The following is a 24,965-nucleotide window of genomic DNA, read 5'->3' as shown; positions in this document are numbered from 1 at the left end:
TCCGTGCCGGGAGATGCGGCGGCGAGCGCGGGGTCGTTGGTCCTCCTCATCGCTCTCCGCCGCCGAAGAGCAGCCGTCCGGCTGACCTTCGCATCTCCAGCCTGATCAAACTGGCCGCTCGATCGGCAGCACCCTGGGAGCTCCCGCTTCTGGGGTGTTTTGTTGTTCGTCGAGGTCCTCGGGACTGAGAGTTCGATGGGGCCAGATCGGTGCGCCTGTCTCATCACGGAATACAGCGACGCTCAGCGTCATCCCCGGGGTCGAGCAGCGATACAGCGCAGCCAACGCGATCGCTTCATCAGGCCTGTTCGCGCTGAGCGCGACGTCATCGACAACGGCCCCGGCATGCCCGGTCCTGAAGCGTCGGACGCACTCGAGGCGATAGATCGGCACGTCCTGAGCCCGAACAAAACGGGATGCGCAACGACGCAAGCGTGTGCGGCACAGATCGATCGCGGTGGGTCGACCGATTCGGATGACTTGCTCGCAAAACCGCGATGCGAGACACCCGGAGTGAGCCGCCTCATGCCTTCGAGAAGAACGGGAACGTAGCAGCATAAGGCTGCGACGCATCACGCATGGACCTATCAGATCTTCAATTCTGGGCCCTCCTCGCCGCGGCGATCCCGGGCTTGTTCCTGCCGGTGATCATCGTTTGGTGGAAAGGCCGGCCTATCGGCCCGATCGCTTGTCTCAGCCTCGTGTTCTGGCCTGGCGCCCTGATCCTGGCCCTCAAGCTGCGACGTGCGCGGGATTTGTAACCAGACTCCCGCGGGTGCCAGAACGATGGCGATCGCAATGAAGTTCAACCTCTGACCGATCGAGCTGATCAGTCTGGAGGAACATCCATGTCGATGAAGATACTGATCCTGGCGACCGCGCTCGCAACTGCGGTCTCCAGCGCCGCCGTAGCTCAGACGGCAACCGGCGGCGGCAGTGCCCAAGGCAACATGAACAACCCGGGCTCGGTAAAGAGCAGCTCCGAGAAAACCATGGAGGGCGGGAGCAGCTCAATGGGCACCGGCACGATGAGCACGGGCACGGGGCCCGGCACTAGCGGCGGCCCACCCGTCAGCACGCCTGGAGCGCCTGCAGGCAGTGGTACGGGCAACGGTGCCACCGGCAGCGGCGCGGCCCCGAGCGGCAAGTGATCTGACAGCTGCCCCGCGGATCCATACCCGCGGGGCCCCCCTACCCTCGACGCTGCGCTCGATCGGCTTAGCGCCCCTTCTTGTAGAGCTTGCTTGCGATCTCGAAGATCTCCTCCGGGGCATAATCCGGTGCGAAGGCGCCGTAATTACCATCCAGCTCTGGGATCTTACCGCCCTCCGGCGCCCCATCGACGACTTCCAGATTGCCCGGCGGGTCGCCCGGCAGCGCCACTTCGTCGTTCGACCAGACGCCCGCAGCCTCGGCGTAGTCGTCCGGGCTGAACGTGTAGAGCCGGCGGTGCTTGCCCTCATCGAGGTACTTCTGACACTCCGGCACACGCGACAGGTCGATGTTCGGCGTCGGCAGCATCTTCTCGATCTCGACGCCGGTCAGCTTCTTGAGGGCCAGGGCGTAAGCGTGGGCGTGCAGGGAGCCGCGGACGAGCAGATAGCCACATACCTCACGCCCGGTCGGTTCCGTCATCGTCTCATAGACGCGCAACTTGTGAATGCGCGCGCCGCACTCCAGGTGGAAGTTGTGCAGGAGGTCGATGATCAGGTTCCCGGTCGTCGTGACCATGTCCATATTCCAGGACGCCGCATTCGCGTTCATTGGCATGGCGCCGCCGCCATTCGACAGGAAACTCCCGGCGAGCCGGATATCCTGCATGTCCTCGAAGGGCGCCTTCGAGATGTCGACATTCTTCTTGGGATTGCCAGGCCCATTGTTCAGCATGGCGATGCCATTCGAGACTAGTTCGACGTGTCCAATTTCTTCGGCGAAGATGCTCGACACGAGACTGTAGAACGGCCGCAGCTTCTCCTTGTTGCGAAAATTGAAACTCTGAAACATGTAGTTGCCGAGGGTCGACATTTCGCCGTACTTACCGCCGAGCAACTCCTGCAGGGCCGCAGCGGCATTCGGCTCGGGCTTCTTCGGCTCGGGCAGCTCCGTCAAAAGACGGTCGATCTTCATGAACATGCGAGCGGCTCCACGGCGCAGGGTGCGCAGTAGGGCATGTGTCCGTGGGGCCCAATCGTTCCGCAACGCTTTACGAGGGCCACCGCTAGGGAGCTCGAAGGTCTAGGCGATGGCCCAGAATAAGGGCAGCGCGCCCGCTAGGAACAGGGCCGAGGAGAGGAGCACTGCGAAGCGCTCGCGATGGTAGCGGACGAAGGCGTGAGGGCTGGCGAACATGGCAAGGCCGCATCGAGTGAACGACCCACGTTCGCCCTTGAATCTTGACCAATCAGGGGCACTCGGCGCCGTCCACAGGTGGTCGTCGATGCGTGTCACCGCCGAGCCACATGCGGGTGGATGTGCCGATGCGCACTTCGCGAAGGCCAAGCTGAGCGTACCCACTTCCTTGCGGCCGTCATCGCCCCCTCAGGCGGCCCGATCCAGCGGCGCAGTGACCTCACGGGTTGCTGCGCCGTTGTCGTTCCAGGCCACCCGCAGCGCTGCCGACATTCCTCGCGAACGCCCCCCCCCTGCGCTGGTCGAGGTAAGTTGCGAGATCCGTCGCGCTGGTCCTTTTGGCCACATGATGCGGTTGGGATCGTGAGATCTATGGCCACCGTTATTGGACATAGGAAACGGTGGAGAGTTGGCTGTGGGGTTCAAAACAAGCCTGGCGTTTGCTGCTCTTGTTGCCGGGCTAGCGGGTCCCGTTCCGGCTAGGGCCTGGACTTCACCAGGCTGCACCAATCTCCCCGAATACGAGCGCGCTCTTGGCGCCCTTCAAGGCATGACGAGCGCCTGTGATATGAGTGTCGAAGAGGCAAATAGGATCGTGGCCGCGCAAGGGTACAGACCTGGAGGCCTGTTTGGTGCGCTCCTGAGCGGGCCGACCCAGCGGGCTGTCGAACCGTATCCCGCCTCGCTCGCCCCTCAGGGCCACGCACCTCGGTTGCACCGCCGCCAAGCTCATCGGGCGGCCACTCGCCGCGATGGTGTCGATCACTGAACAAAGCCGCTCAGATCCCGAAGGCGTTTCGGAAGCAGATTTCATTCACCTTCTGCACCTGCAACGGTCCAGTGATCGGCTCCGGCCGCGCACCGGAAGCGCAGCACCGGGGCCCGATACACCTCACCTTGGTGCGGCCTCGCCGACGCAGTCGCGATGATTCCAGACCCTCTATCTCTGCCTGGCGATGCCGACTTGCCGCACCTACGGGAAGTTCAGACGCTGCGCGCTACACTGATCCGAGTCACTAATCCGAGGGGGTGGCGCGATGGAGGACTGGAGGCTCATCGCGTTCGCGATCTTCATGATCGCAGTCGTGGCTTCAGGCTTGGTCGTCCTGCAGCGTCGCCGGCAGGCGCAGAAGCGCGGAGGTGATCCGCTCTACGGAGTGGCCAGCCTAGGTCCAAACGAGATCGATCAGGTGCGCACAGCGCCACGTACGCGAGGCGTTGGCACAACGGGCGAGTAGTCCCTTCGGTGCGCCGTGGTGATCGGACGCGATTGCGGCCAAGCTTGAGCCCGGCTAAACGCTCTGCCTTAGGGTGCGCGGGAGCAGGAATGGGCGATGTCATGACCGCCTTACTGCTGGCGCTGGTGACTGAGAACGCCGAGCTTCGCCAGCAACTGGCGTCGGCTCAGGACATGCTCGTCGAGACCGCGATTGACGCCGGGAACATGCACGCCCTCGTGGAGGCGATGCGAACCGAGCGCGACGCATGGCAGGAAGAGGCCGAGCGCCTGCAGGCGCAGGCGATGCGCAGGGCCTAACAGGTGGATAATCGCCTCAGCGCTGGCCCGCTGGGACAACGCTACCAAGCGAACCGCACGCGGCAGGGGTTGGATCAGCACCTCCACGAGGATGGTGGGTACCTCTCGAGGTACCCGAGCCGCCTGAGAGGATCCGCCATGCTGCCCTCAGCGACAGCCTCGCGCACGTGCCCGAATGCGCAAAGTGGGCAGCGCCCCGGGCTTCAGCGCGCATCGCGCTCCTCGACTCGATCACCGGCCTCAACAGGTCTGAAGGCGACCATGCGCACCGCCATAGGGAGCGGCAGCACGAGCACGATGATCGCCCGCTCGGCGCACCGGTCGGGGTCCTGGCGACACCGCATCATGGCCGCTGTGCCCGCGGAGAAGACGAACAGCAGCGCGAGCCCCGGGGCTGCGCCCGGCGCGGCAAGGATGTCGGGCATAGGGATCGCTTCCATCGCCGCAAAGGTACCCGCTCCCGCTGTGTTCCTCGCAGCTATTCGCCCGCTAGTTGCTCAGCACTCACCGCCGCCGCGCCGTCAACGCGACGCGCTACATGACGATGGTCGCTCCGGCTCGGATGCCGAACGGCGCAGGGCCGAACCACGTCGTCACGGGATCCGGCCCGCCTCCATAGCGCCCTCTGAACCAGACGGGCTTGAGGTTGCCGACATTGATCGTGCCGGACGTTGTCACATCAGCCCGGGATCACGTCCGGCACCGACCGGGGTGCGACGAAGGCTACGCCAGCCGCATCCTCTCGCTTCCAAACCAAGCGGACGGGTGATGCAGCGGGCTCATGCCCAATGGCGAGGTTAAAGTAGCGCGGTACCGCCGTCCCCGGCACGAACGAGAGACAGGCACCCACAGGCGAGTGGTTCACTACGAGGCAGCGAACTTCGGCCTCCACACCGGGAAAAGCCGCATGCCCCTCAATCGTGGCCTGCACTCGCAGCTTCGCACGGCGCTCATACATCGAACGAAACCCGACAAGACTTGATCTACAGCCGTTAATACGGCCGCTACGCCGATCGTTCGAATTACAACAAGCACATACTGTACAATTCGTGAATGTTGATCTGAAGTTGCACGAGGGACTCTACCGAGGAACCTGCCCTGTGTCTGGTTTGGCACTTGGACGCGTCGCGGACCATGATACGAGCCGCTGGCTCAATCCGCCGGGCTCATTGTCACCATCCCCCCCGCGCGTCACGACATCCGCGACCGGCCGGATGATGTTGTCACGTTGTTACACCCCGCGGTTCAACGCATCGAAGGCGCGCCCGTGCTGACGCAACACCATCCGCAGCCCCTCAATGTCGAGGTCGCGGGGTTTGCAATCGGGGCGGCCGCGATCCCCCGCAGCGCCTTGAACCCTTTGGGGTGCGCGTGGATCGAGGCGGGGGCTTCTCGTATCGGCCGCGGCGCTTCGTCGTGTCGAACCGCTTGTGCCGGAGCTGCCGCTGGACCGCGTGGCTCGGCGCGTCGATGGCCGCGGCCGCGGTAGCGAGCCCGGAACGCAGGGTTTGCCCCAGCGAGCCGACGCGCATCCTCCGGCGCGTTCCTGGCGCGCGTTGGGATCACCTACACCCTCGACTGTATCGGCGCGCTCCTCGGCAACGCCACGGGCGGCATGAAGCGCGGCGCCTTGTACGTGGGACGGCTCGACTTGCAGGTCACCGCCGACCTGGAGCGGCTCGCCGGCGTGGAGCGTACGGTCCTCCACGCCAATGGCTACCCGATCCACGGGCGCGGCCGCTGGAGACGACTATCGGGCCCAGATCGTACCGGGATGGTCCCTGCGGCCCCCTGTCCAATACAGCGTTCGCCCCGCGGGAGGGATCCAGAATCCGTCTGCGCCCAGATACGCGCGGATCGGGGATGCCCTCGTCTTCGGGCTGCGCACCACGGTTCGTTATTGATCCGGCGTCGACTGTCCGGGCGAGACCGCGTCCGGAGCGATCCGTCGGGCAAAGCGGTCGTCGAGCCGCAAGGGTGGCATCCCGACGATGTCGTAGGTGGCCGAGGCGATGCCGATGCCGGCCGCGTCGAAGCCGGCCAGGATATCCCGGCTCATTGCGTCCTTGGCCCCGCGGATCTGGTGGGTCCCGAGGATGAAGCGGATGCTCAATTCAAGCCAGTTGTCGGTGATGCGCCAGAACACCCGCGGTTCGAGGTCCAGCGGCTCGACCCCGAACCGGGCCTGCAGCCGCGCCTTGGCCTCGGCGGCCATCGAGGCCGGATCGATGGCATGCCGGCGTGCGGCGTCGAGCAGGATGGCCTCCGCCCGGGCCCGGTCATCCGAGTAGCTCACCGGGATGGCAATCTCCTCCCATATGAACGGGAAGTCGCGGGTGTAGTTGTAAACGGGATCCGAGAAGATTTTGGAGTTGCTGACCGTGACGATGCGGCCGGTGAACTGGCGGCTGCGCACCCACATCGCAGGCTCGGCACCCTGGACAGCGGGTGGCTGCCCCATCTCCATGATCGTGGTCTGGATGAAGCCGAGGCGCATGACATCGCCACGCACGCCACCCATGGAGATACGGTCGCCGACCGTGAAGGTCGCGCCGCGCAGGATGACGAAGTAGCCGGCCAGCGAGGTGATGACCTGCTGCAGGGCGAAGGCCAGTCCCGCCGAGACGAGGCCGAAGGCGGTGGCCAGCCGGGTCGGGTCATCGAACCAGATCGACATCAGGCCTAGGATGAGCAGTGCAGCCGCCAGGAGGCTGACGCCCTGACGCGTCCAGAATCGAGTCTGAACGCTCGCATGGTCTGACCGTGACAGGATCAGCCCGACCAGACCGCGCAATCCCAAGCTGCCGCAGACGATGATTGCGATGAAGGCGATGGACAGGACAAGCTTGCGTCCGTTCTCGGCATTCACGCCGACCCAGTCGATCCCGAACAAATGCAACCTGTCACCCTCCGTTGCGGAACGTCATGAATCGGCAACCCAGGAGCACCGGAGGGTCTGTCCAGCGCCATTCCGGCAGAGCCATTGCGTCTGAACGAACCTGCCGGGATGTCGGTGCCCCGGCGCGCAGGTCACTTTCGCGGGGGCCACGGCCGGCGCCACCCCCGGCACCGGCGATCGCGAGCTTGCCGCAGACGGTCAGGTCGCGGACGGATGGCAACCCCGTTGGAAGGGCAGGCGCGCGGCATAGTCCGCGTCCCTCACGGTTTTCCTCCGGGGTATCATAGGCACCGACGCGTCCGACCCCGCCATCCGCCCCGGCGCGCCCTGCCGAGCGCGGGGGCAACGGCTGAGTTGGCTGAACGCGCCTGACGAGGGCTGACGATCCGCCTAAGGCGCGGCCGTCGTCCGTGCGTCCACGGATTGTCCAAGGCGGCTGACCTCCACGGCGATCTCGCGCAGGCTGACGTCACCCTTCTTCAACACCCGGTCGGCCCCGGCCAGTTCGCGGCGTTCGCCAGCCGAGATATCCCGGGCACTGAGCACCACCACGGGCACCTCCGCACAGTCCGGCAGGGCGCGCATTTCGCGCAGGAATGCAAAGCCGTCCATGACGGGCATGGTCAGGTCGAGCAGGATCAGGCGTGGGACGGCGATGCGTACCCGGTCCAGGGCCTGGGCTCCGTCGCCGGCCTCCCGCACAGCCCACCCATGGCGTTCGAGCACCGTTCGCAGGCGATCGCGCATGTCAGCATCGTCATCCACGACGAGCACGTCGCCCGCCCGCTCGATCGCGCCGATCCGGTCCAGAATACCCTTCAGCCGAACCCAATCGACCGGTTTGGGCACCGACCCCACCGCGCCGAGGGATGAGCTGAGAGCTGCGTCGGAGACGAAGCTGACCATGACGACGGGAATGTCCCGGGTAACGACGTCGTCCTTCAGACGCGTCAGGACCGCCCACCCGTCGATCTCCGGCATCATCACGTCGAGCAGGATCGCCGCCGGGCCCAATTGCCGGGCAAGCTCCAGCCCGCTGCGCCCGTCGGCCGCCGTCCGGACCGCGAAGCCTTGGCGGGTGAGGAACCGTGTCATCAGATCACGCTGGCTGGCCTCGTCGTCGACGACCAGGATGAGGCTTCGGCCCGTCGGGTCGTGTGCCGCATCGACGGCATCCATTCCCACGGTGCTGATATCCGCACTCTCAGGGGTCAACGCAGCGGGGACGGCCAGCGTGAACGTCGTCCCCGAACCCTCGACGCTCGCGACGGTGACGTCGCCGCCGAGGAGTTGGGCGAAGGCCTTCGTCAGGGCCAAGCCCAGGCCGGTCCCGCCGAAGCGACGGGTGGTGGTCTCGTCCGCCTGCTTGAACCGCTGGAATAGCCCGGCGACCTGCTCCGGCGTCATGCCGATGCCGGTATCCGCGACGGCGAAGACGAGCCGGTCCCCTGCCGCATCCGCCTCGCGATGCACCCGCACCGTCACGGTTCCCTTCTCGGTGAACTTGGCGGCGTTGCCGATGAGGTTGAACAGGCACTGACGCAGCTTCACCACGTCGGTATGGGCTCTGCCGAGATCGGGGGCCAAGTCGAGGATGAGGGTGTTGCCCTTCTTGGCCACCAAGGCCTCGACGGTGCCGGTCGCGTCCCGGGAGAATGCCTCGACATCGAAGGATTCCGCGGCGACGTCCATCTTCTCGGCCTCGACCTTCGACAGGTCCAGCACGTCGTTGATCAGGCCGAGCAGGTGCTGGGCATTCGATTTGATCTTTCCGAGGTCCCCCAGAAGGGCGTCCTCGCCCGCGTCTTCGGCTTCCTCCTGCAGCATCTCCGCGTAACCGATCACAGCGGAGAGCGGCGTGCGCAACTCGTGGCTCATGTTGGCGAGGAAAGCGCTCTTGGCGCGGTTGGCCCCCTCGGCCGCATCGCGGGCCTCACGCAGCGCGGTCTCGTACTGGTGGCGGGCGGTGACGTCCGCGTGAACGCCGACCCATTCGCGGATCGTCCCGTCGGTATCCCGCACCGGCACGGCGCGCACCGCATAATGCCGCCAGAAGCCATCCCGGCCGCGAAGCCTCTGCTCGACGGCGTAGTGGCCGCCGGTCTGGACCGCCTCGGTCCAGGCATGCACCGTGACGGGTATGTCGTCGGGATGAAGGGCCGTGGCCCAGCCGCCGCGGCGATACTGCTCGAAGGTCTGGCCGGTGATTTGCTCCCAGCCAGGCTGTTCCTCGATGAACTCACCGGCCGCGTCGGCGGTCCACATCACGCCATCGACGGCGAGGACCGCGGAGCGGAAGCGCGCCTCACTCACGTGCAGGCGCCTCTGCACGCGCCGCTGATCGAGCGAGCCCGCCATCATCGCCAGGAACAGGATGACGAAGGTCACGCCCGCCACGGAGAGGGCGAGGTTCTGCTGGTTTGCTCCCAGGGCGGTCGCATACGCGGCGTGGGCGCCGGCCTCCTCCGCGGTGAAGGTCGCTGCCGCCATGCCGGTGTAGTGCATGCCCGCCACCGCCAAGCCCATGACGCAGGCGGCGGCGACCTTCTGCCAGGGACGGTTGCGCCGGAAGGTCAGCCATAGGGCGGCCGTCGCTGCGGTCACCGCGATGACCACGGAAGCCGCGACGATGGCGGGGTCGAAGGCGAGATTTCCAGGAACGCGCATCGCGGCCATGCCGGTGTAGTGCATGGCGGCCACGCCTACGCCCATGAGCGGCCCGGCAACGAAGAGCGCACGCACGCCGGTTCCACGCACGGCCACCCACGCGAAGGCCATGGCGGTCACGCTGATGGCAATCAGCCGGGATAGGAGTGTCAGGCCCAGATCGTAGGCGGCGGGCATGCCCATCTCGAAGGCGATCATGCCGACGAAATGCATCGCCCAGATGCCGCCGCCCATCGCCACCGCCGCGCCGGCGCCCCAGGCCCAGCGCGGTCCGACATCGGGCTTGCGCACACGCGCACCGAGGTCGAGCGCCGCGTAGGAGGCGAACACCGCGATGACCACGGACAGCACGACGAGAGCCGGATTGTAGCCGGTATGAACCATGGGGGATCGGGTCCGGAAAGACGACGTGCCGCGGCGGGCTTCGGGCAGACGAACGATGTAGGCGCGTGCTGACGCCTTTCGACCGCGCGCCGGCGGGGGGATGATGTCTGCCCTGGTCCGGCATGACGGCCGAACCCCATTCCCCTCTCAGCCGGACCCTCTGAACAACACGCGGGTACCGCTTCAACGCGGGAACCCGGGACCGACGAATGGGCACCGTCAGGCGAGCCTGACGACCGCCCGGGGTGGATCTCTGCCGGTCTGCTTCCAAGCGACGGGGCATAAGAGGGGACGTGATCGTCGCTCCCTGTCAGGCCTCGTGCAGTTCAGCCAACGCGTTGCGCTTCCGCTTACGAGCCGATGCTCAACCAAGGCTGATGATGATTCGGCTTTGGACCAGTGGACATGCGCCAGATGAGTCTGCCGAACGAAGCACCGGCAGACGTTAACCGTCGGTCTTGAGGTTCCTCAATTCCCTTAATCACAGGGATCAGGCTGATTGAGGCCCAGCACGCGTCAGGCTTTGCCATGTCGGTGCCAGGACAAAGCGTGTCAGCGGGATCAGAAGTCCGCCCGCCACCAATCCGAGCAGGCCCGATGCCAGCGCCGTGACGAGCCACGCGACGACCCCGCTGGCGGCCGGCAGGGACGCTGCGGCGATCTCCGCGGCCTGTTGGGCGATGTGTGCCGGAGCTGACAAGCCGTAGGCTTCCAGCCCGTGCATCAGAATTCCGCCGCCCACCCAGATCATCGCCGCCGTACCGATGAGGGCGAGGAGCTTCAACAGGATCGGCATCCCCCTGACCACGCCGCGTCCGAGACCGCGGATGAGTCTTCCAAAGGGCGGCCCGGCGGTGCTCCGGGCGAGCGCGAGGCCGGCGTCATCGGCCTTCACGATCAGCGCGACCAAACCGTAGACGCCCGCGGTGATGCCCACAGCGACGATCGAGAGCACAGCCGCCCGCATCCAGACGCTGCCCTCCGGCAAAGCCGCGAGGGTTATGGCCATGATTTCGGCTGAGAGGATGAAATCCGTCTTGATCGCGCTCGCGACGCGGCGGTCTTCCCGAGCTTGGTCGTCTCCCGCGGCACTCTGGTCGTCCGCGCCGTGTCCATGGGCTCCATGGGGGACCAGGGTCTCGTACACCTTCTCGGTGCCTTCGTAGCAGAGGTACGCGCCGCCCAGCATCAGGAGCGGCGTGATCGCCCACGGCGCGAAGGCGCTCAGGGCGAGGGCACCGGGCAACAGGAACAGGAGCTTGTTGCGCAGCGACCCGAGGGCGATCTTGCCGACGATGGGCAATTCCCGCTCGGCGGCAAACCCGACGACGTACCGGGGCGTGACCGCAGCATCATCGATGACGACGCCAGCGGCTTTGGTTCCCGCGCGCGCAGCCTGGCCCGCCACGTCGTCGAGGGAGGCCGCCGCCGTCCGGACCATGAAGGCGACGTCGTCCAGCAGGGCGATCAGTCCGACAGTCACAACCCCACCCCCGCTGGCGAAAACTCCTTCAGACAGACGATTGTCGGCACCGTTTGATCCATCGGACCCGCGGGTCGGGATGAGCGCCGCAGGCCGTCAGGTTCTGACGCGGGATCCTGCTCCGCGTAGGCGGGCCCCATGTCGGCGCGACGAATGGGTTTATCGGCGCATTCGGCAGGCCGATGCTGAGCGCGCGCGTTTTCGACGCCTTCTGGATGCCTGCGGCTTCGCGCCGCGCCCAATCAAGGCGCGCCGACCCGGAGCGTTCGCATCCAAATCGGCGGCAAACATGGGATCGCCTGGGGCGACCAGCCGGCTGACGGATCGTGTCGGTGTGGATCAGTCGGATCGCAGGGCGGACGAGCTTGCCGACCGACCTGTCGGCTTATTCGGCCGGTTGCACACGGCCTCCGTTCCCTGACGTTGCATCAGCGGCGGGTCTGTCTGCGCCGAACAGACGCTCGAAGGCGACGTAGAAAGTCGGGGTGATGAACAGGGTGATGAAGGTCGCCACGATGAGGCCGCCGATCACCACCGTGCCCATGGAGACCCGGGCGTTCGCCCCCGCGCCGCTGGCGATGGCCAGCGGGATCGAGCCCATGATGAAGGCGAAGGAGGTCATGAGGATCGGGCGCATCCGAAGGCGCGCAGCGTCCTGGGCCGCCTTCAGCGCGTCCTCCCCCTGCCGCCGCAGATCCTCGGCGAAGGAGACGAGCAGGATCGCGTTCTTGGCCGCCAAGCCCACCAGCAGCAGGAGGCCGATCTGCCCGAAGATGTCGAGGGCGAGGCCGCGCAAAGCCAGCGACCCCACGGCGCCGAAGATCGCGATCGGCGTCGCCAGCAGGATCACGAAGGGCAGGCGCAGGGACTCGTACTGCCCGGCGAGCAGGAGGAAGATCATCAGCACGCCGAGGCCGAAGATCAGTGGCGCGAAGCCTCCCGCGACCTTCTCCTGATAGGCGACATCGGTCCATTCCACGGCGAAATCGCCGGGGAGGCGGTCCTTGGCCAGGGCCTCGACCTCCTTGAGCACGGTGCCCGAACTCGCGCTCTCGGCCACCTCGATCGCCACCTCGATGGCGGGGTAGGTGTTGTAGGACAGGACCGCCGTCGGGCCGGTGGTGAATTCCGCCCGCACCAGGGAGCCGATACGCACGGGCTCCCCGCGCCCGTTCAAGACCGGCAGGGCTTCGAGGTCCTGGATCGTCCGGCGACCCGCGGCCTCGCTCTGTACGTAAACCTGGTAGACGAAGCCGAAGCGGTTGAAGAGGTTCACGAAGCTCGACCCGACATAGGTTCCCAGCGCGTCGAACAGGTTCTGGAGCGGTACGCCGAGCTGCTCGGCCTTGGCCCGGTCGATCTCCAGCCGGATCTGCGGCACGCCGTAGCTCGTGGTCGGGAGCGCCTGGGCGATGTTCGGACTCTTCGTCAGTTCGTCGATGAAGCGTTGCGCCGCCTGGGCGAGCTTGAGGCCGCCTGCGCCGCTGCGATCCTGGATCTCCAGGGTCAGGCCGCTGCGGGTGCCGAGGCCCGGCAGGGGCGAGGGGTTCACCACCCGCACCTGCCCGGCCGGGTCGCGCCGGAACTCCTTCTGCACCCGGGCGATGATGTCGTCCGCCGAGGCCGCGCGCTCGCCCCAGGGCTTCAAGACCGGGATCTGGAAGCCGTAGAACGGGGCCACCGCGTCGGCGAGGATGCTGCGCCCTATGACGCCGATCGTGTGGTCCGCCTCGGGCATGTCGCGCAGGGCCTTGCCCAGGCGCTCGACCATCGCGTCCGTCCGGGCGACCGAGGCGCCCTTCGGCAGGGCGACGTCGGCGAAGAAGTAGCCCTGGTCCTCGTTGGGGACGAAGCCGGTCGGGCGCTGCATCACGAGGAGGACGGTGAGCGCCGCGAAGGCGAGGAAAGTCAGCCCGACGATCACGAGGTGACGGCTCAGCGCGCCGATCACCCGGGTGAGGACGTTCGCGCTCGCCTCCAGGGTGCGGTTGAACCAGCGGAGCGGCGCCTTCCACCGGCTTTCGCGCCGGTCCGATCCTTCGGCCCGGTGCTTCAGGATCAGGCCGCAGAGCGCCGGGGTGAGGGTCAGGGAGACCACCGCCGAGATCATCACGGAGATCGCGATGGTGAGGGCGAACTGGTTGTAGAGCTGGCCGGTGAGCCCGGGGATGAAGGCCACCGGCACGAACAGGGCCGCCAGCACCAGGGTGGTGGCGATGACCGGGCCCGCCACCTCGTTCACCGCCTCGCGGGAGGCGTCCCGGGGCGCCATCCCCTCATCCATCAGCCGTTCGGTATTCTCCACCACGATGATGGCGTCATCGACCACGAGGCCGACCGCCAGCACCAGGCCGAGCAGGCTCAACGTGTTGAAGGAGAAGCCGAGCAGGGCCATCGGCCCGAAGGTGCCCACCAGCGCCACGGGGACGGCGATGGACGGGATGAGCGTCGCCCGCCAGTTCTGCAGGAACAGGTAGGTGACGACGATGACGAGGGCGAGGGCCTCGAACAGGGTGTGCACCACCTCGGTGATCGCCTCTCGGACGAACTCGGTGCGGTCGAGGGCGATCTTGTACTTGAGGCCCGGCGGGAAGCGGCGGGCGAGTTCCTCCATCGTCGCCTTCACGCCGTCCATGACCTGGACCGCGTTGGCGCCGGGCGTCTGGTAGAGGCCGAGGGTCGCGGAGGGTTTCCCGTCGAAGCTGGAGCGGACGCCGTACTGCTCCGAGCCGAGTTCCACCCGCGCCACGTCCCGGACCCGCACCACCGACCCGTCGGGATTGGCCCGCAGCAGGATGTTGGCGAATTCCTGCGGCTGGCTCAGCCGCCCCTGCGTGACCACCTGCAACTCGAAGGGGGTCGGCGTGCCGTCGGTCGGCGGCTTGCCGAGTGACCCGGTGGTGATCTGCTCGTTCTGCTGGCTCACCGCCTTGATCACCGCATCGGGGCTGATCGCCAGCGCCTCCATCTTCACCGGATCGAGCCACAGCCGCATGGCGTAGCGCTTCTGGGAGAAGTTCTGGATCCGCCCCATGCCGGAGACCCGCCGCAGGGGCTTGATCACCTGCGTCTCGGCCCAGTTCGCCAGGAACAGTTCGTCGTAGGGCGAGCCCTCCTCGGCGTAGAGGACGATGTTGCCGAGCTGCTGGCGCGTGCTCTTCTGGATCTCCAGCCCCTGCGCGCGCACCGAGGCCGGGAGCTTCGCCTCCGCGCGGTTGGCGCGGGTGAGCACCTCGGCGGCGGCGGCATCGAGGTCGGACCCGATCTCGAAGGTCGCGTCGAGGTTGACGCTGCCGTCGGTGTTGCTGGTCGAGGCGATGTAGAGGAGGTGCTGCGCGCCGTTGATCTCCTGCTCCAGCGGCGTCGTCACCGCGTCGTAGGCCTGCTGCGCGCTGGCGCCCGGATAGGTCGCCTGGACGTTGATGATCGGCGGGGCGATCTCGGGGAACTGCGCGATCGGCAGGGTGAGGCCGGCCACCGCGCCGATCAGGGTGATCAGCACGGAGATCACGCCCGCCAGGATGGGCCGGTCGACGAAGCGGGCGAACATCGGTCCTCGGGAATCGCTCGGTGGTCGCGGGGACCGGGCATGCAACGCCAGTCAATTTCGCGTGTTCCCTAGTCCGGTTCGGCGCCAGGGGGCGCCTCGGAGGGGGCGATCCACGTGCGATCGGGGGCGAAATACGGGCTGATCGGGGCCGGGGCTCTTTTGGTGCTGGCTGGCGGGGGCTGGCTGGCGGCCGGGCGGCCCGCGCCAGCCGCGATCATGGCCTCGCTGACGGGGTCGCAGGTGCCCAGGAAGGCCGAGGAGCCGCCCATGACGGTGACGGTGACCGCGGCGCGCAGGGAAGCGGTGCCGATCACCTTCACCTACACGGGCACGATCATCGCTCCGCAGGACGCGGCCCTCCAGGCGCGGGTGACGGGCAACGTCATCGAGCGCCCCTTCGAGCCGGGGAGCCACTTGAAGAAGGGGCAGGTGCTGTTCCGCATCGATCCGCGCCCCTTCGAGGTCTCGCTGGCCCAGGCGAAGGCCCAGGAGGCGCAGGCGAAGTCGCAGCTTCAGTTCGCTCAGGCCGAGGTGAGCCGCACGGATACGCTGGCCGACAAGGGCTATGCCACGGAGCAGCGGCTCCAGCAGTTGCAGGCCAACGCCGCCGGAGCCAGCGCCCAGGTGCAGCAGGCGGAGGCGGCCATCGCCCGGCAGACCCTCAACCTCGACTACGCGACGGTCAACGCCCCCTTCGACGGCCGGGCGAGCCTGTCGATCATCAACCCGGGCGACCTCGTGATCGAGAACCAGACGCAGCTCGTCTCGGTGGTGCAGCTCGATCCGATCGACGTGCAGATGGCCCTGTCCTCAGAAGATTCCGAGACCGTCCGCGAGGCGATGCAGGGCGGCGCCGTGATGGTCGAGGTGCTCGACGAGTCCGGCAAGCCTGTGCGTGAGGCCCGGATCTACCAGCTCGACAACCGCTTCGATCCCCGCACCGCCCGTCGCCTCGTGCGCGCCCTCCTGCCGAACCCGGACGAGCGCTTCCTCCCCGGCCAGTTCGTCCGCGCCCGGGTGAAGACCGGGACGGAGGACAAGCTCCTCGTGCCCACGATCGCCCTCTCGGCTCAGCTCGCCCAGCAGATCGTCTACGTCGTCGACGACAAGGGCGTGGTGCATCAGAAGCCGGTGACGACCGGCGACAGCTTCGGGGAGAGCACCGCCATCGTGGCGGGGCTCAAGCCGGGCGAGAAGGTGGTGACGGACCACATTCAGGACATGCGCCAGGATCTCAAGGTCGAGACGAAGGCGATGGAAGCCAGTTCGCCGGACAAGGCGCCCGCGAACGGGGCCGCCTCCGGCCAACCCGGGTGAGGCGCCGATGCGCAAAAGCCTCGTCCCGCTCTCGCTCGCCCTGGTGCTCGCCGCTTCGACAGCCGAGGCGGCCCGCTCTCCCGGTGCAGGGCCCTGCCGCGTCGACCGCACCCAATACGCTGCCCTCAAGCAGGGCATGAGCTACGCCCAGGTCCGCGACCGCCTCGGCTGCGGGGGGCGGCGCGTCTCACACCTCACCATCGGCAGCGAGGCGCGCGCGACCTATTCCTGGCGCGGCCACGGAACCTACGGCGCCAATCTCACGCTGACCTTCCGCAACAACCGATTGACGGACAAGTCGCAGCTTGGGCTGAGCGCGGACTGAGCCGTCTGCCGTATGCGGGTGTTGAACGTCGGGCTGATCGTGAGATCGACACAGCGATGCATGGATGCGCTTCAGCTCTGCAGGCCGGGCGAACCGATGTGATCCCCGCGCGTTGCGGCAGGCCTTTTTCGGAAACCATCATGGTGGCCAAGGTTATCACTGTTGCAGCGCTGGTCGTCGGCGGGACGGGCATTGCGCTCGCGGAGACCGCAGCGCCGAACGCCGCCGGTACGGCAACCATGACGACCCGGCAGACCCCGGTCTCCGGCGCCGGAGCGCGAAGCGGAAACCCGCCGGCTTCCTCCGTGGGCGGCGGTATCATCGGCAGCGATGCCGTGCACGGCCCGGGCGCCCACGAGGCGAAAGGCCTGTCTCCCGAGCCGGCGCGCGCCGCGCCAGGGACGAAGTGACAGGCAACCGCGCTCAGGCGGATGTGGGGACGCGCGTCCCGCGTGCGTTGAGCGTACCGATGCTCATTGCGAGCGTTTCGGCGGCCACCCGAATGGCCTCGGCGGCATCTGGCTCGCCTCTGCTCTCCAAGCTCCTACGGCAGCGACCCAGTTCCCCTTCGAGATCATGGGTCAATACGTGATCCCCGAGGCTGGATAGGAGCCGTCGCACCGTGTCGGTCAGCGCCGGCAGCCTTTCGGCCGGCACATCATCGATTAACGTCGCGAGGGTCCGCCAGACCTCGGCAGCCAGCATGTTCTGCATGCTCTCGGAAGCGACGACGCCGATCGCGGCGATCGCCTGGATCGCATCGTCCACCCCCCGATCGGCATAAGCGACTCGCGACGCGCTGTTTTCCAAAATCTTGTCGGCGCTACTCCAACGGGCGATGATATCCCGCAGGCAGTGGCACACCAGGATGGCGGGTTGCGGGTTCTGCTTCGACGTCGAGGCGGTCGTCCACGCGATCGAATAAAGCTGCTCGATCCCGAAGCCGGCATCGCTGTCGATGGTGCGGCGCGGTTCAATCTTGATGGCCTCAGTCACCGACCGCTTCAGATTCATAAGCGCGTCGGCTGATGGTGCCCGCGCAGCATGGATGCGGAAAAGCGGGTCGCGGAAAGCGACGTTGGTGCCGACCCGGCCGATGATCTCGATGTCAGCACTCTGCTCCGCTGCGGACCGTTCGATCGTCGGCAGGTCGAGGCCGCACACCACGCCATAGGCATCCGTTCGGACCACCTGCGACCAGGAAAGCCCGGCGCGGGGAAACTGGCGGGTACCCGCAATCATGCGCCCGTCCACCACGCGGGCCTTCATCGTATGGTCGTGGATCGCGGTGATGACCGCGTGCGGTCGCATCTGATCGATGGTGCTGTAGATCAGGATCACGACCATGCACAGCGCGGCTCCCGTCATCAGGAGCGATAGGAGCGCCCCGATGATCGGTTTGTGGTCGGGATTGGCACTGCCGAGCGTCAGGAGCACGAAGACGCTGAGACCGACGAAGAAGCCGAAACTGAGCTTGTTCGAGCGTCGCTGGATGAACTGGTCATAGACATGGGTCGAGAGCGTCGACGCGGTCTGCTGAACGGCGATCAGAAGGAGCGAAAAGGTGATCGACGTCACCGTAATCATACCGGACGCGACGGTGCCGAGCAGGCTCGCGATCGCGCTCGTGTCACCGAGCAGATGGGAAAGCCAGGGGACCGGCGTGGGGCCAGAGCGATCCCATAGCGCGTCGTCGAGCAGGTAGCTCAGCGCGAACAATCCCAGGAATACAGCGACGACGATAAGCGGAAGACCGATGAACTCCCGTAACGACCGCCGAATGAGCGCTAGAACTCGGTCGCCCACCTGATCTACGATGTTCATTCGGTGGTATCGAACACGTTCTAAAATCCGCGCGTCACGCTGCGTTTCCATCCGCACGACCGTGGGTCGGCAGGGAAACGATGTCGCGCCGACCGTCGATCGCTCAGCGCGTCCGAACAATCACCGCTTCATATTGTCCGGCAGATGCTGGATGGGATTGACCCTCTCGCTGCTCCCGCCCCCCTGGATCGCCCCCCCTTCATGACATCGGTCGACGAGCTGATCGCACTTGGCGGTGAAACTTGGCCGGTCGGCTGATTGGCTGGCGCAGTGGAGGTGCCTGAATTGTGTGACCCGGCAGGCAGGGTTCCTGGGGTCGGCTGATCAATCCGGCTACCGGCCGACTGCGCTTGTGCTGCGCCCGGCAGACAGAGACTCAGCAGACCAAGCGCGCTGACAAAAGCCAGGCGGATCGGAGCTTTACAAGTATATTGGATCGACAAGGGGACTATCTTTCGACACGTGACGGGATGGCCGGCCATGCACAAGCCCGTGCATGGCCAGATCGAAGACGATCAATCGACCGAAGACCGAGCCGATAGAGAAGGGCTGCCGGCTGAGTAGACTTTTTACTTGACACCGCTCGGCTGGCCGGTCGGTCCCATCCCGTATCCACGGCCATTCGGTGCTGACGCCGAGGCCGTCCCCGCCCCCTTATTCCGATCGACGCGGCGGCCCATCTTCGAGCGATGGCGGGTCATCCTTACCCAGGTCGTCGGCGTGTCGTTCAGACCCCCTGCCCGATCGACACCGGCCGCCGAGGCCGGCGCTGTGAAGCTGATCGCCGCAAGCGTGAGACCCGCTGCCATACCCAGGAACCGAATCGCCATGCCACCACCCTCGGCGCTGTAGAAACACTCTGGAAACAGTGCCCCAACCCGAGGTGCAGCGGTAAGTTCCGGGTCGTTTGGCGTCGTGTCGATGAATAGGCTGATCCCACGGACGGATCGATCGGCCAAGCTTGAACCTATATCACTTGCCTCACCGCGTGCGATAGGATGCGGCATCGACGAAGCTTGTCCGTATACCTCGCTCCGGGGGCTGTCCTCACAGCCTGTTCTTGAAGATCCAGGCCCCGTTATTGCCGCCCCCGGCGCCCGGTGACGGCCAACCCACGCATCTTGCGAACGCCGACGCTAACGGCATAGCTCTCGACTCGCGGGCAAGCGCCTGAAATCGAGAGCCATCGCGACCTTCATATTCGCTTTCTGAAGTCGGGTCGCCGGAGCATTGGTTCGGGTGTCCCCGCGCCTTGTCGGCACGGGCCGGCGAGGGGCCGGACGATGGGCCGGCCGGCTTGGAACGCCGGCCGCAAGCTCGGCGCCAAGCACGCCCTCACACCTCAGCAGGTCTGGGCCATCCGGTTCTGGCTCGACCGCGTCATCGACAGCAAGTTGCGCGGCTGCGACATCGTCAAGCTCAAGATTGGCGACCGCGTCAGCGGGGGTCGCGTCCGTAGCCGGGCCATCTCGGCCATACCAAGATCGAGAGTCCGGTCGGGTCCCTCGGCTGCAGTGTCGAGGCGCGCCAAAACCACGGCTTGGCTCAGTCTTGTCGCGGGCGTCGGACGGATCTTCAGGCGACCGATGCCACGTTGATCGGCGCGCCCGCCCGCCAAGCGGCGATGACCGACACCACGTCGCGAAAGAACAGGCGGTATGATCCTTCGGTAACATAGCCGAGGTGTGGCGTGAGGTAGGCATTCCCCAGGCCGCGCAGAGGGTGATTAGCCGGCAAGGGCTCCTGATCGTACACGTCGAGCGCCGCACCGCGGATCCGGCCGGCGCGCAGGGTCTCGATCAACGCATTCTCGTCGATCAAGGGACCGCGCGACGTATTCACGAGGAGCGCCTCCGGCCTCATCAGGCCGAGTTCGGACGCGCCGACGAGATGCTGAGTCGCTGGGCTGAGCACCATATGCAGGGTCACAACATCCGAGGTCGCGAACAGCCTGTCCTTGTCGACCAGGGTGACGCCAGCAGCCTCGGCGCGCTCCGCGGTGAGATTGGGACTCCAGGCGATACGCTGCATCCCGAAGGCCGCGCCGATTGCCGCCACGCGCTGCCCGAGCTTACCGAGACCGAGCAGGCCAAGGGTCCGACCCTCGAGAACGGTGCCGACCGTCGTCTGCCAAAAGCCGTCCCGCATGCCCGCCATCTCGCGCGGCAGATGGCGCATCGCTGACAGGATCAGGCCCCAGGTCAGCTCGGCTGTCGCCGGCTGCATCTCCCCGCCCCCCGTGTGGCAAGCAATGATCCCCCGCTCGGCGAGCGCCGCGAAATCGATCGAGCGCGTTCGAACGCCCGTGAAGATCACGAGCCGAAGGTTCGGCAGAGCCTCGATCAGCCCCCTTGGCAGGGCCATGCGCTCGCGCATGAGGCAGAGCACGTCGTAGGGCGCGAGCGCAACCTTCGCCTCTTCAAGATCGAGATTGCGGTCGAACACAGTCACGTCGAGATCGGGGCCGAGCCGTTCCCAATCTCCATATTCGAGCGCCACGCGCTGGTAGTCGTCGAGAACGGCCACCCGGAGGCTGCGGCCTACAGGGCTGTTCGAGGCTTCGGTTGATGCGGCGTCGTTCATGTCAGGCGACCACGGTCTTGGAGGTCGGCTCGGCGGTGGCGAGCCGGTCATTGAGGAGCGCGGCGATCAGGGCCGCCAGGAACGCAAAGCAGGCGAGCGCGGCCAGCGCGGCCGTGAAGCTGCCGGCCCAATCGCGGACCACACCGGTCATCCAGGGACCGATGAGGCCGCCGAGCTGGGCCAGCGTGTTGATGAGCGCGATACCGGCCGCGCGGGCTCCCCCGGAGAGGAAATCACCGGTGAGGCTCCAGAAGATCCCCAGGCCGCCCCAGATGCCGGCGGCTGCCACGCACAGACATGCGAAGCTCGCCAGCTTGTCCGGCGCGTAAGCGCTGCCCAGAAGCCCGAGCCCGCCCAGACTCAGCGCGGCCGCCAAGTGCCATTTGCGCTCCCGCTTGCGGTCGGAGTGGCGCCCCCAGAGCAGCATCGCGGTCGCGCCGCACAGGAACGGCAGAGCCGAGAGCAGGCCGACCGCGACGTCCGTGAGGCCACCGAACGCCTTGACGATCTGCGGCAGCCACAGCAGCACGCCGTAGAACGCGGTGAGGAAGCAGGTGAAGAGCGCGGCCAGGGCCCATACGCGCCCAAGCCTGGCGACTCGCCAGAATGGGAGATCACCCTGTGTTGCCGTGAGGCTCTCTTCTTCACGCAGACGTCGTGCCAGCCAAGCCTTCTCGTCGGCGGGCAGCCAACCTGCAGTCTCTGGGCGTTCTGTCAGCCAGAATAGGACGGCGATACCCAGTAGAACTGCTGGGATGGCCTCGACGAGGAACATCCACTGCCAACTGCGCAAGCCGAGAGCTTCAGGCATGTAGGTCAGGATCGCCCCCGAAAGGGGTGAGCCGACCACGGACGCCACGGCGGTCGCCGCGACCACGCCCGAGTTCGCCTTGGAGCGGTGTTCGATCGGGAACCACTGGGTGAGATAGTAAACGATGCCGGGCAGAAAGCCGCCCTCCGCGACGCCGAGGAGGAAGCGGAGGATGTAGAAGCTCGTCTCGCCTTGGACGAAGGCCATGCAGCCCGAGACCAGCCCCCAGCTGACGAGGATGCGGGCGATCCAGACGCGCGCTCCGACCCGATGCAGGATCAGGTTCGAGGGGACCTCGAACAGGGCATAGCCGACGAAGAAGATGCTGGCCCCGAAACCGAATGCGGTAGCGCTGAGACCGAGATCGGCGTTCATGCGCAGGGCGGCAAAACCGATATTGACCCGGTCGAGATAGTTGACGACCAGGAGGAGGAACAGGAACGGGATCAGCCGCCAGTAGACGCGACGCATGGTGCGCGCCTCGATGTCGTCGCTCATGCGTTCCTCTCTCAAACGTCTTCTTAGCTGTACGAGGCTCGGGACCTGCTGCGCGAACGGAACGCGCCGCGGTTAGCCATGGCCGCGCCACGGGTTTTCGTTGTCGAGCTCGCAAGATCGCCGCGGACGTGAGGAGCATTCTTACGAAGTATTGTTTCTGAACGATGCGACTATCGGTGCGCCGCATGAATGCATCGCCTCACGAGTGCGTCATCCGACGATTCCTCCCCCGGTCGAACAGCACCTGCTTGGGGGCACTTCAATTCGGCAGCCCTGATGTCATGCTCCTGATCACGTTCTGTTCGGTGGGGCCTGAGACTTCTGGCCGGGGGCTGGCACAGGGGTCCAACCGAGCGGCCCCTTGCCAAGCGTGCGGATTGAGGCGTGGGCTGAAGGCGGGACGGTCCAGGCCGACACCAAGGGGCGAGCCTCCGCACGCAAGGGCGGGAGCTGCCAATAGCGACGCGATCGTGGTCAGCGCCTGCGCTGCAGGTTGTGGTAGCCGAGGGCTTCCCGCGCTTCTTTGAGGCTCTTGCCCCGCTCGATCTCCCCACGAATCTGATGCTCGACAGCCTCGATCTCGCGAGCGCGTTTGGCGACCGCGCGGGCATGTTCCCGCGGCACCACGACCACACCGTTTGCATCGGCCACGACGATGTCGCGTGGGCCTACGCGCGCTTGACCGACGGAGATGGTGACGTTCACCGCCTCCACCTGCACCCGGTCCTTGCCGGTGCGCATGAAGCGGCCACGCGTGAACATCGGATAACCGTCGCCGAGCGCCCTGGCCACATCGCGACAGACCCCATCGATGACCGTTCCAGCGAAGCGGCGCGCGCCGGCATATTGGGTCATGATGTCCCCCCACACCGTACAGTCGGTCCGTCCGTCGTTGTCGATCACCACGACGTCGCCCTCGGCAACGTCGTCGATGAAGTCGCCGACCGTGCCGGGCGGGGTCGTCGCCGGCACGTACTTCACCGTGAAGGCTGGCCCGACCACCGTCTTCGCGTAGTTGTCGAGGGGGACGATACCGAAGCATTGTCCCGGCAGGCCGAGCTTGTCCATCGCGTCCGAGACACTCGGCGTATCGAGCCCCTCGAACAGGGCGACGAGTTCCTTGTCATCGTCCGCCATAGCGCCGTTTCCGCCTCCGTGAGTTGAACCTGCACCGATCTCCGCCGGATAGAAGCGCCGTGCGCGCCGTCGGAGCGCTAGTCCGCTCTTCCTACGAACCCACTCTTAAGCGGATCGGCGCTTACGGCCAGCTCCTGTCGCCACCCATCGCCCGCCCCAACCTCTCAGAGGGGTGGATTTTGCCCGCTCGCCTTCGGCTCTGGAGGCACAATACAGGTCCGCGGCAGTGGCTTCGGTCGCTGCGCCTCACTCCGCATGGCCGCAGCACATGCGGAGCATCAAGTCTCTGTAGATGGCCTGCGCCTCCTCGATCCGGTCGACGAGGCAGTACTCGTCCGTCTTATGGCACTGCGCCGCCTCGCCGGGTCCGATGACCACCGCGGCGACGCCCTCGAAGGCAGGCACGAGAGCCGACGCATCGGTGAAATAGGGTGCCCCGGCGGGTTGCGCCGCTGCGCCAGTCCGCTCTCGCAGCAGAGACAGGAGCGCAGCGGCCGACGGATCGTCCGGCTCGGTGGCGAACCCTGGAAAGCTCGTGACGACCCGGATCTCAGCCTCTGATCCGAATAGGTGGTTCAGCTCGGCGACCAACGCCTCGTGCTTCTGCTCCGGCAGGGTCCGGATATCTATGGTGAACTCGGCGAAGTCGGGGACGGAGTTGATATTTTCCCCACCGCGGATGGTGGTGACGCAGGTCGTGGCGCTACCGAGCAATGGATGGCGGGCGCCGAAGTCGTGGCCCTCAAGCCGCCGGATCCACTCCGCCGCCTTGCTGATGGCGTTTTCGCCCTCGAGCGGCATTGAGGAATGCGCTGTCCGCCCGCGCGTGGTCACGACGACGCGGAGGGAGCCCTTGTGAGCGAATATGGGGGCATTGGACGTCGGCTCGGCCACGATCAGGAGTTCGGCCGGCCCGAGAACATTCTCGCGGCCAACATGGAATGCGCCTTCACATCCCGTCTCCTCTCCGGCGGTGATCACAAGCGTGACCCCGCGGTGGAAGCGGCGTCCGTCCTCGATCAAATTGCATACGGCCGCGATGAACGCGGCTACGCCGGCCTTCATGTCGCTGGCACCGCGGCCGTACAGCCGGCCATCCTGCACGACCCCTCCAAACGGCGGGAATTGCCACTCGTTCGACCCGAGGGGCACGACGTCGATGTGCCCGGTGAAGCAGAGTGGCTTGCCACCTGCCGACCCAGGGATGCGAGCGACCAGCGTCGGTCGATCTTTGGCGAACGCGTAGCTGGCGACGTCGAACCCGTGCTTGGTCAGCAGTCGAGCAATGAACTCGGAACACTCCTTCTCCTCGCCCGGAGGATTGATCGATCGGAAGCGTATGAGCTGCTGCGAGAGGTCGAGACCGTTGAGAGGCATTGGTGCTTCCCCATGACGTGTCGCTTCTTTGTCGACGGCGGGCTCCAGGGCAGCCCTGTTGGACGACGCAGACCCCGCTTCTTCATCCAAGGTGGCCGCTTTCAAGAAGGGCGTCAGGCTGTTCGGATGGCGGGGTTGGGTCGACACTAGCAGGCGGTCTTGCACAGCTGAATGTCGGAACTGACGCGGGTCATTCCGCGGATCCCGTCGTAATCTCGTCTTTG

General features: G+C 66.3%; 17 protein-coding genes. 6 read left to right on the top strand and 11 right to left on the bottom strand.

All coding sequences use genetic code 11. From position 1 onward, the window contains the following. Positions 1-578 precede the first annotated feature (578 nt). Positions 579-761, top strand: a complete 183-nt coding sequence (locus MKK88_RS29550) for a hypothetical protein (RefSeq protein ID WP_244006422.1) — start codon at positions 579-581, stop codon at positions 759-761. A 457-nt stretch (positions 762-1,218) separates the two neighbouring features. On the opposite strand, the gene MKK88_RS29540 is transcribed toward MKK88_RS29550, so the two are convergent. Further along, positions 1,219-2,133 (bottom strand): manganese catalase family protein, encoded by a 915-nt coding sequence (locus tag MKK88_RS29540; protein ID WP_091716222.1) that lies wholly within the window; start codon positions 2,131-2,133, stop codon positions 1,219-1,221. A gap of 1,543 nt (positions 2,134-3,676) precedes the next feature. On the opposite strand from MKK88_RS29540, the gene MKK88_RS29535 reads away from it, so the two are divergent. Beyond that, a complete protein-coding gene (locus MKK88_RS29535) occupies positions 3,677-3,886 on the top strand; it encodes a hypothetical protein (RefSeq protein WP_244006414.1) in 210 nt (69 codons plus the stop codon). Positions 3,887-4,089: 203 nt separating this feature from the next. Here MKK88_RS29535 and MKK88_RS29530 read toward each other — a convergent pair whose 3' ends face one another. Then, a complete protein-coding gene (locus MKK88_RS29530) occupies positions 4,090-4,311 on the bottom strand; it encodes a hypothetical protein (RefSeq protein WP_244006412.1) in 222 nt (73 codons plus the stop codon). Positions 4,312-5,598: 1,287 nt separating this feature from the next. Between MKK88_RS29530 and MKK88_RS34345 the strand changes: the two genes are divergently transcribed. Continuing rightward, a complete protein-coding gene (locus tag MKK88_RS34345; RefSeq protein WP_409566727.1) occupies positions 5,599-5,790 on the top strand; it encodes a carbohydrate porin in 192 nt (63 codons plus the stop codon). On the opposite strand, the gene MKK88_RS29525 is transcribed toward MKK88_RS34345, so the two are convergent. The 4 genes from MKK88_RS29525 to MKK88_RS29510 all read right to left on the bottom strand — a co-directional run bounded on the left by MKK88_RS29525 (position 5,784) and on the right by MKK88_RS29510 (position 14,869). Continuing rightward, positions 5,784-6,785: a mechanosensitive ion channel family protein gene (locus MKK88_RS29525; RefSeq protein ID WP_244006410.1), complete on the bottom strand. Its 1,002-nt coding sequence runs from the start codon at positions 6,783-6,785 to the stop codon at positions 5,784-5,786. The genes MKK88_RS34345 and MKK88_RS29525 overlap by 7 nt on opposite strands. A 390-nt stretch (positions 6,786-7,175) precedes the next feature. Further along, positions 7,176-9,836: an MHYT domain-containing protein gene (locus MKK88_RS29520; RefSeq protein WP_244006409.1), complete on the bottom strand. Its 2,661-nt coding sequence runs from the start codon at positions 9,834-9,836 to the stop codon at positions 7,176-7,178. A gap of 490 nt (positions 9,837-10,326) precedes the next feature. Next, complete coding sequence (locus tag MKK88_RS29515) at positions 10,327-11,319, bottom strand: DUF808 domain-containing protein (RefSeq protein ID WP_244006407.1); 993 nt, start codon at positions 11,317-11,319, stop codon at positions 10,327-10,329. Positions 11,320-11,704: 385 nt separating this feature from the next. Then, on the bottom strand, positions 11,705-14,869 hold the full coding sequence (locus tag MKK88_RS29510) for an efflux RND transporter permease subunit (protein ID WP_244006399.1): 3,165 nt from the start codon (positions 14,867-14,869) through the stop codon (positions 11,705-11,707). A gap of 114 nt (positions 14,870-14,983) precedes the next feature. Here MKK88_RS29510 and MKK88_RS29505 point away from each other — a divergent pair, with 114 nt between their 5' ends. The 3 genes from MKK88_RS29505 to MKK88_RS29495 all read left to right on the top strand — a co-directional run bounded on the left by MKK88_RS29505 (position 14,984) and on the right by MKK88_RS29495 (position 16,921). Next, positions 14,984-16,186 (top strand): efflux RND transporter periplasmic adaptor subunit, encoded by a 1,203-nt coding sequence (locus MKK88_RS29505; protein ID WP_244006393.1) that lies wholly within the window; start codon positions 14,984-14,986, stop codon positions 16,184-16,186. Between the two features lie 7 nt (positions 16,187-16,193). After that, on the top strand, positions 16,194-16,511 hold the full coding sequence (locus MKK88_RS29500; RefSeq protein ID WP_244006391.1) for a DUF3862 domain-containing protein: 318 nt from the start codon (positions 16,194-16,196) through the stop codon (positions 16,509-16,511). A gap of 140 nt (positions 16,512-16,651) precedes the next feature. Then, entirely contained in the window at positions 16,652-16,921 is a 270-nt protein-coding gene (locus MKK88_RS29495) for a hypothetical protein (protein ID WP_244006389.1), read from the top strand. 13 nt (positions 16,922-16,934) lie between these two features. Here the strand turns inward: MKK88_RS29495 and MKK88_RS29490 are convergent, their stop codons facing one another. The 5 genes from MKK88_RS29490 to MKK88_RS29465 all read right to left on the bottom strand — a co-directional run bounded on the left by MKK88_RS29490 (position 16,935) and on the right by MKK88_RS29465 (position 24,741). Next, a complete protein-coding gene (locus tag MKK88_RS29490; protein ID WP_244006387.1) occupies positions 16,935-18,335 on the bottom strand; it encodes a DUF2254 family protein in 1,401 nt (466 codons plus the stop codon). A gap of 1,575 nt (positions 18,336-19,910) precedes the next feature. Next, positions 19,911-20,861: a D-2-hydroxyacid dehydrogenase family protein gene (locus tag MKK88_RS29480; protein ID WP_313902361.1), complete on the bottom strand. Its 951-nt coding sequence runs from the start codon at positions 20,859-20,861 to the stop codon at positions 19,911-19,913. Positions 20,862-20,919: 58 nt separating this feature from the next. Then, the gene (locus tag MKK88_RS29475) at positions 20,920-22,227 is read right to left on the bottom strand and encodes an MFS transporter (RefSeq protein ID WP_244006379.1); all 1,308 of its coding nucleotides are present in this window, start codon (positions 22,225-22,227) and stop codon (positions 20,920-20,922) included. Between the two features lie 474 nt (positions 22,228-22,701). Next, entirely contained in the window at positions 22,702-23,364 is a 663-nt protein-coding gene (locus MKK88_RS29470; protein WP_244006377.1) for an RraA family protein, read from the bottom strand. Positions 23,365-23,610: 246 nt separating this feature from the next. Next, entirely contained in the window at positions 23,611-24,741 is a 1,131-nt protein-coding gene (locus tag MKK88_RS29465) for a M20 family metallopeptidase (RefSeq protein ID WP_244006362.1), read from the bottom strand. Between the last annotated feature and the right edge of the window lie 224 nt (positions 24,742-24,965).

The organism is Methylobacterium sp. E-005 (genome assembly GCF_022829725.1).
Lineage (GTDB): Bacteria > Pseudomonadota > Alphaproteobacteria > Rhizobiales > Beijerinckiaceae > Methylobacterium.
The sequence above is the reverse complement of the archived record's forward strand: the minus strand, read 5'-3'. Positions and strand labels throughout refer to the sequence as shown.

Coding starts and splice junctions, on each gene's coding strand:
- MKK88_RS29495 (WP_244006389.1), top strand. CDS start 16,652: ATGGTGGCCAAGGTTATCACTGTTGCAGCGCTGGTCGTCGGCGGGACG.
- MKK88_RS29535 (WP_244006414.1), top strand. CDS start 3,677: ATGGGCGATGTCATGACCGCCTTACTGCTGGCGCTGGTGACTGAGAAC.
- MKK88_RS29550 (WP_244006422.1), top strand. CDS start 579: ATGGACCTATCAGATCTTCAATTCTGGGCCCTCCTCGCCGCGGCGATC.
- MKK88_RS29520 (WP_244006409.1), bottom strand. CDS start 9,836: ATGGTTCATACCGGCTACAATCCGGCTCTCGTCGTGCTGTCCGTGGTC.
- MKK88_RS29490 (WP_244006387.1), bottom strand. CDS start 18,335: ATGAACATCGTAGATCAGGTGGGCGACCGAGTTCTAGCGCTCATTCGG.
- MKK88_RS29470 (WP_244006377.1), bottom strand. CDS start 23,364: ATGGCGGACGATGACAAGGAACTCGTCGCCCTGTTCGAGGGGCTCGAT.
- MKK88_RS29475 (WP_244006379.1), bottom strand. CDS start 22,227: ATGAGCGACGACATCGAGGCGCGCACCATGCGTCGCGTCTACTGGCGG.
- MKK88_RS29500 (WP_244006391.1), top strand. CDS start 16,194: ATGCGCAAAAGCCTCGTCCCGCTCTCGCTCGCCCTGGTGCTCGCCGCT.
- MKK88_RS29465 (WP_244006362.1), bottom strand. CDS start 24,741: ATGCCTCTCAACGGTCTCGACCTCTCGCAGCAGCTCATACGCTTCCGA.
- MKK88_RS29510 (WP_244006399.1), bottom strand. CDS start 14,869: ATGTTCGCCCGCTTCGTCGACCGGCCCATCCTGGCGGGCGTGATCTCC.
- MKK88_RS29530 (WP_244006412.1), bottom strand. CDS start 4,311: ATGCCCGACATCCTTGCCGCGCCGGGCGCAGCCCCGGGGCTCGCGCTG.
- MKK88_RS34345 (WP_409566727.1), top strand. CDS start 5,599: ATGGCTACCCGATCCACGGGCGCGGCCGCTGGAGACGACTATCGGGCC.
- MKK88_RS29540 (WP_091716222.1), bottom strand. CDS start 2,133: ATGTTCATGAAGATCGACCGTCTTTTGACGGAGCTGCCCGAGCCGAAG.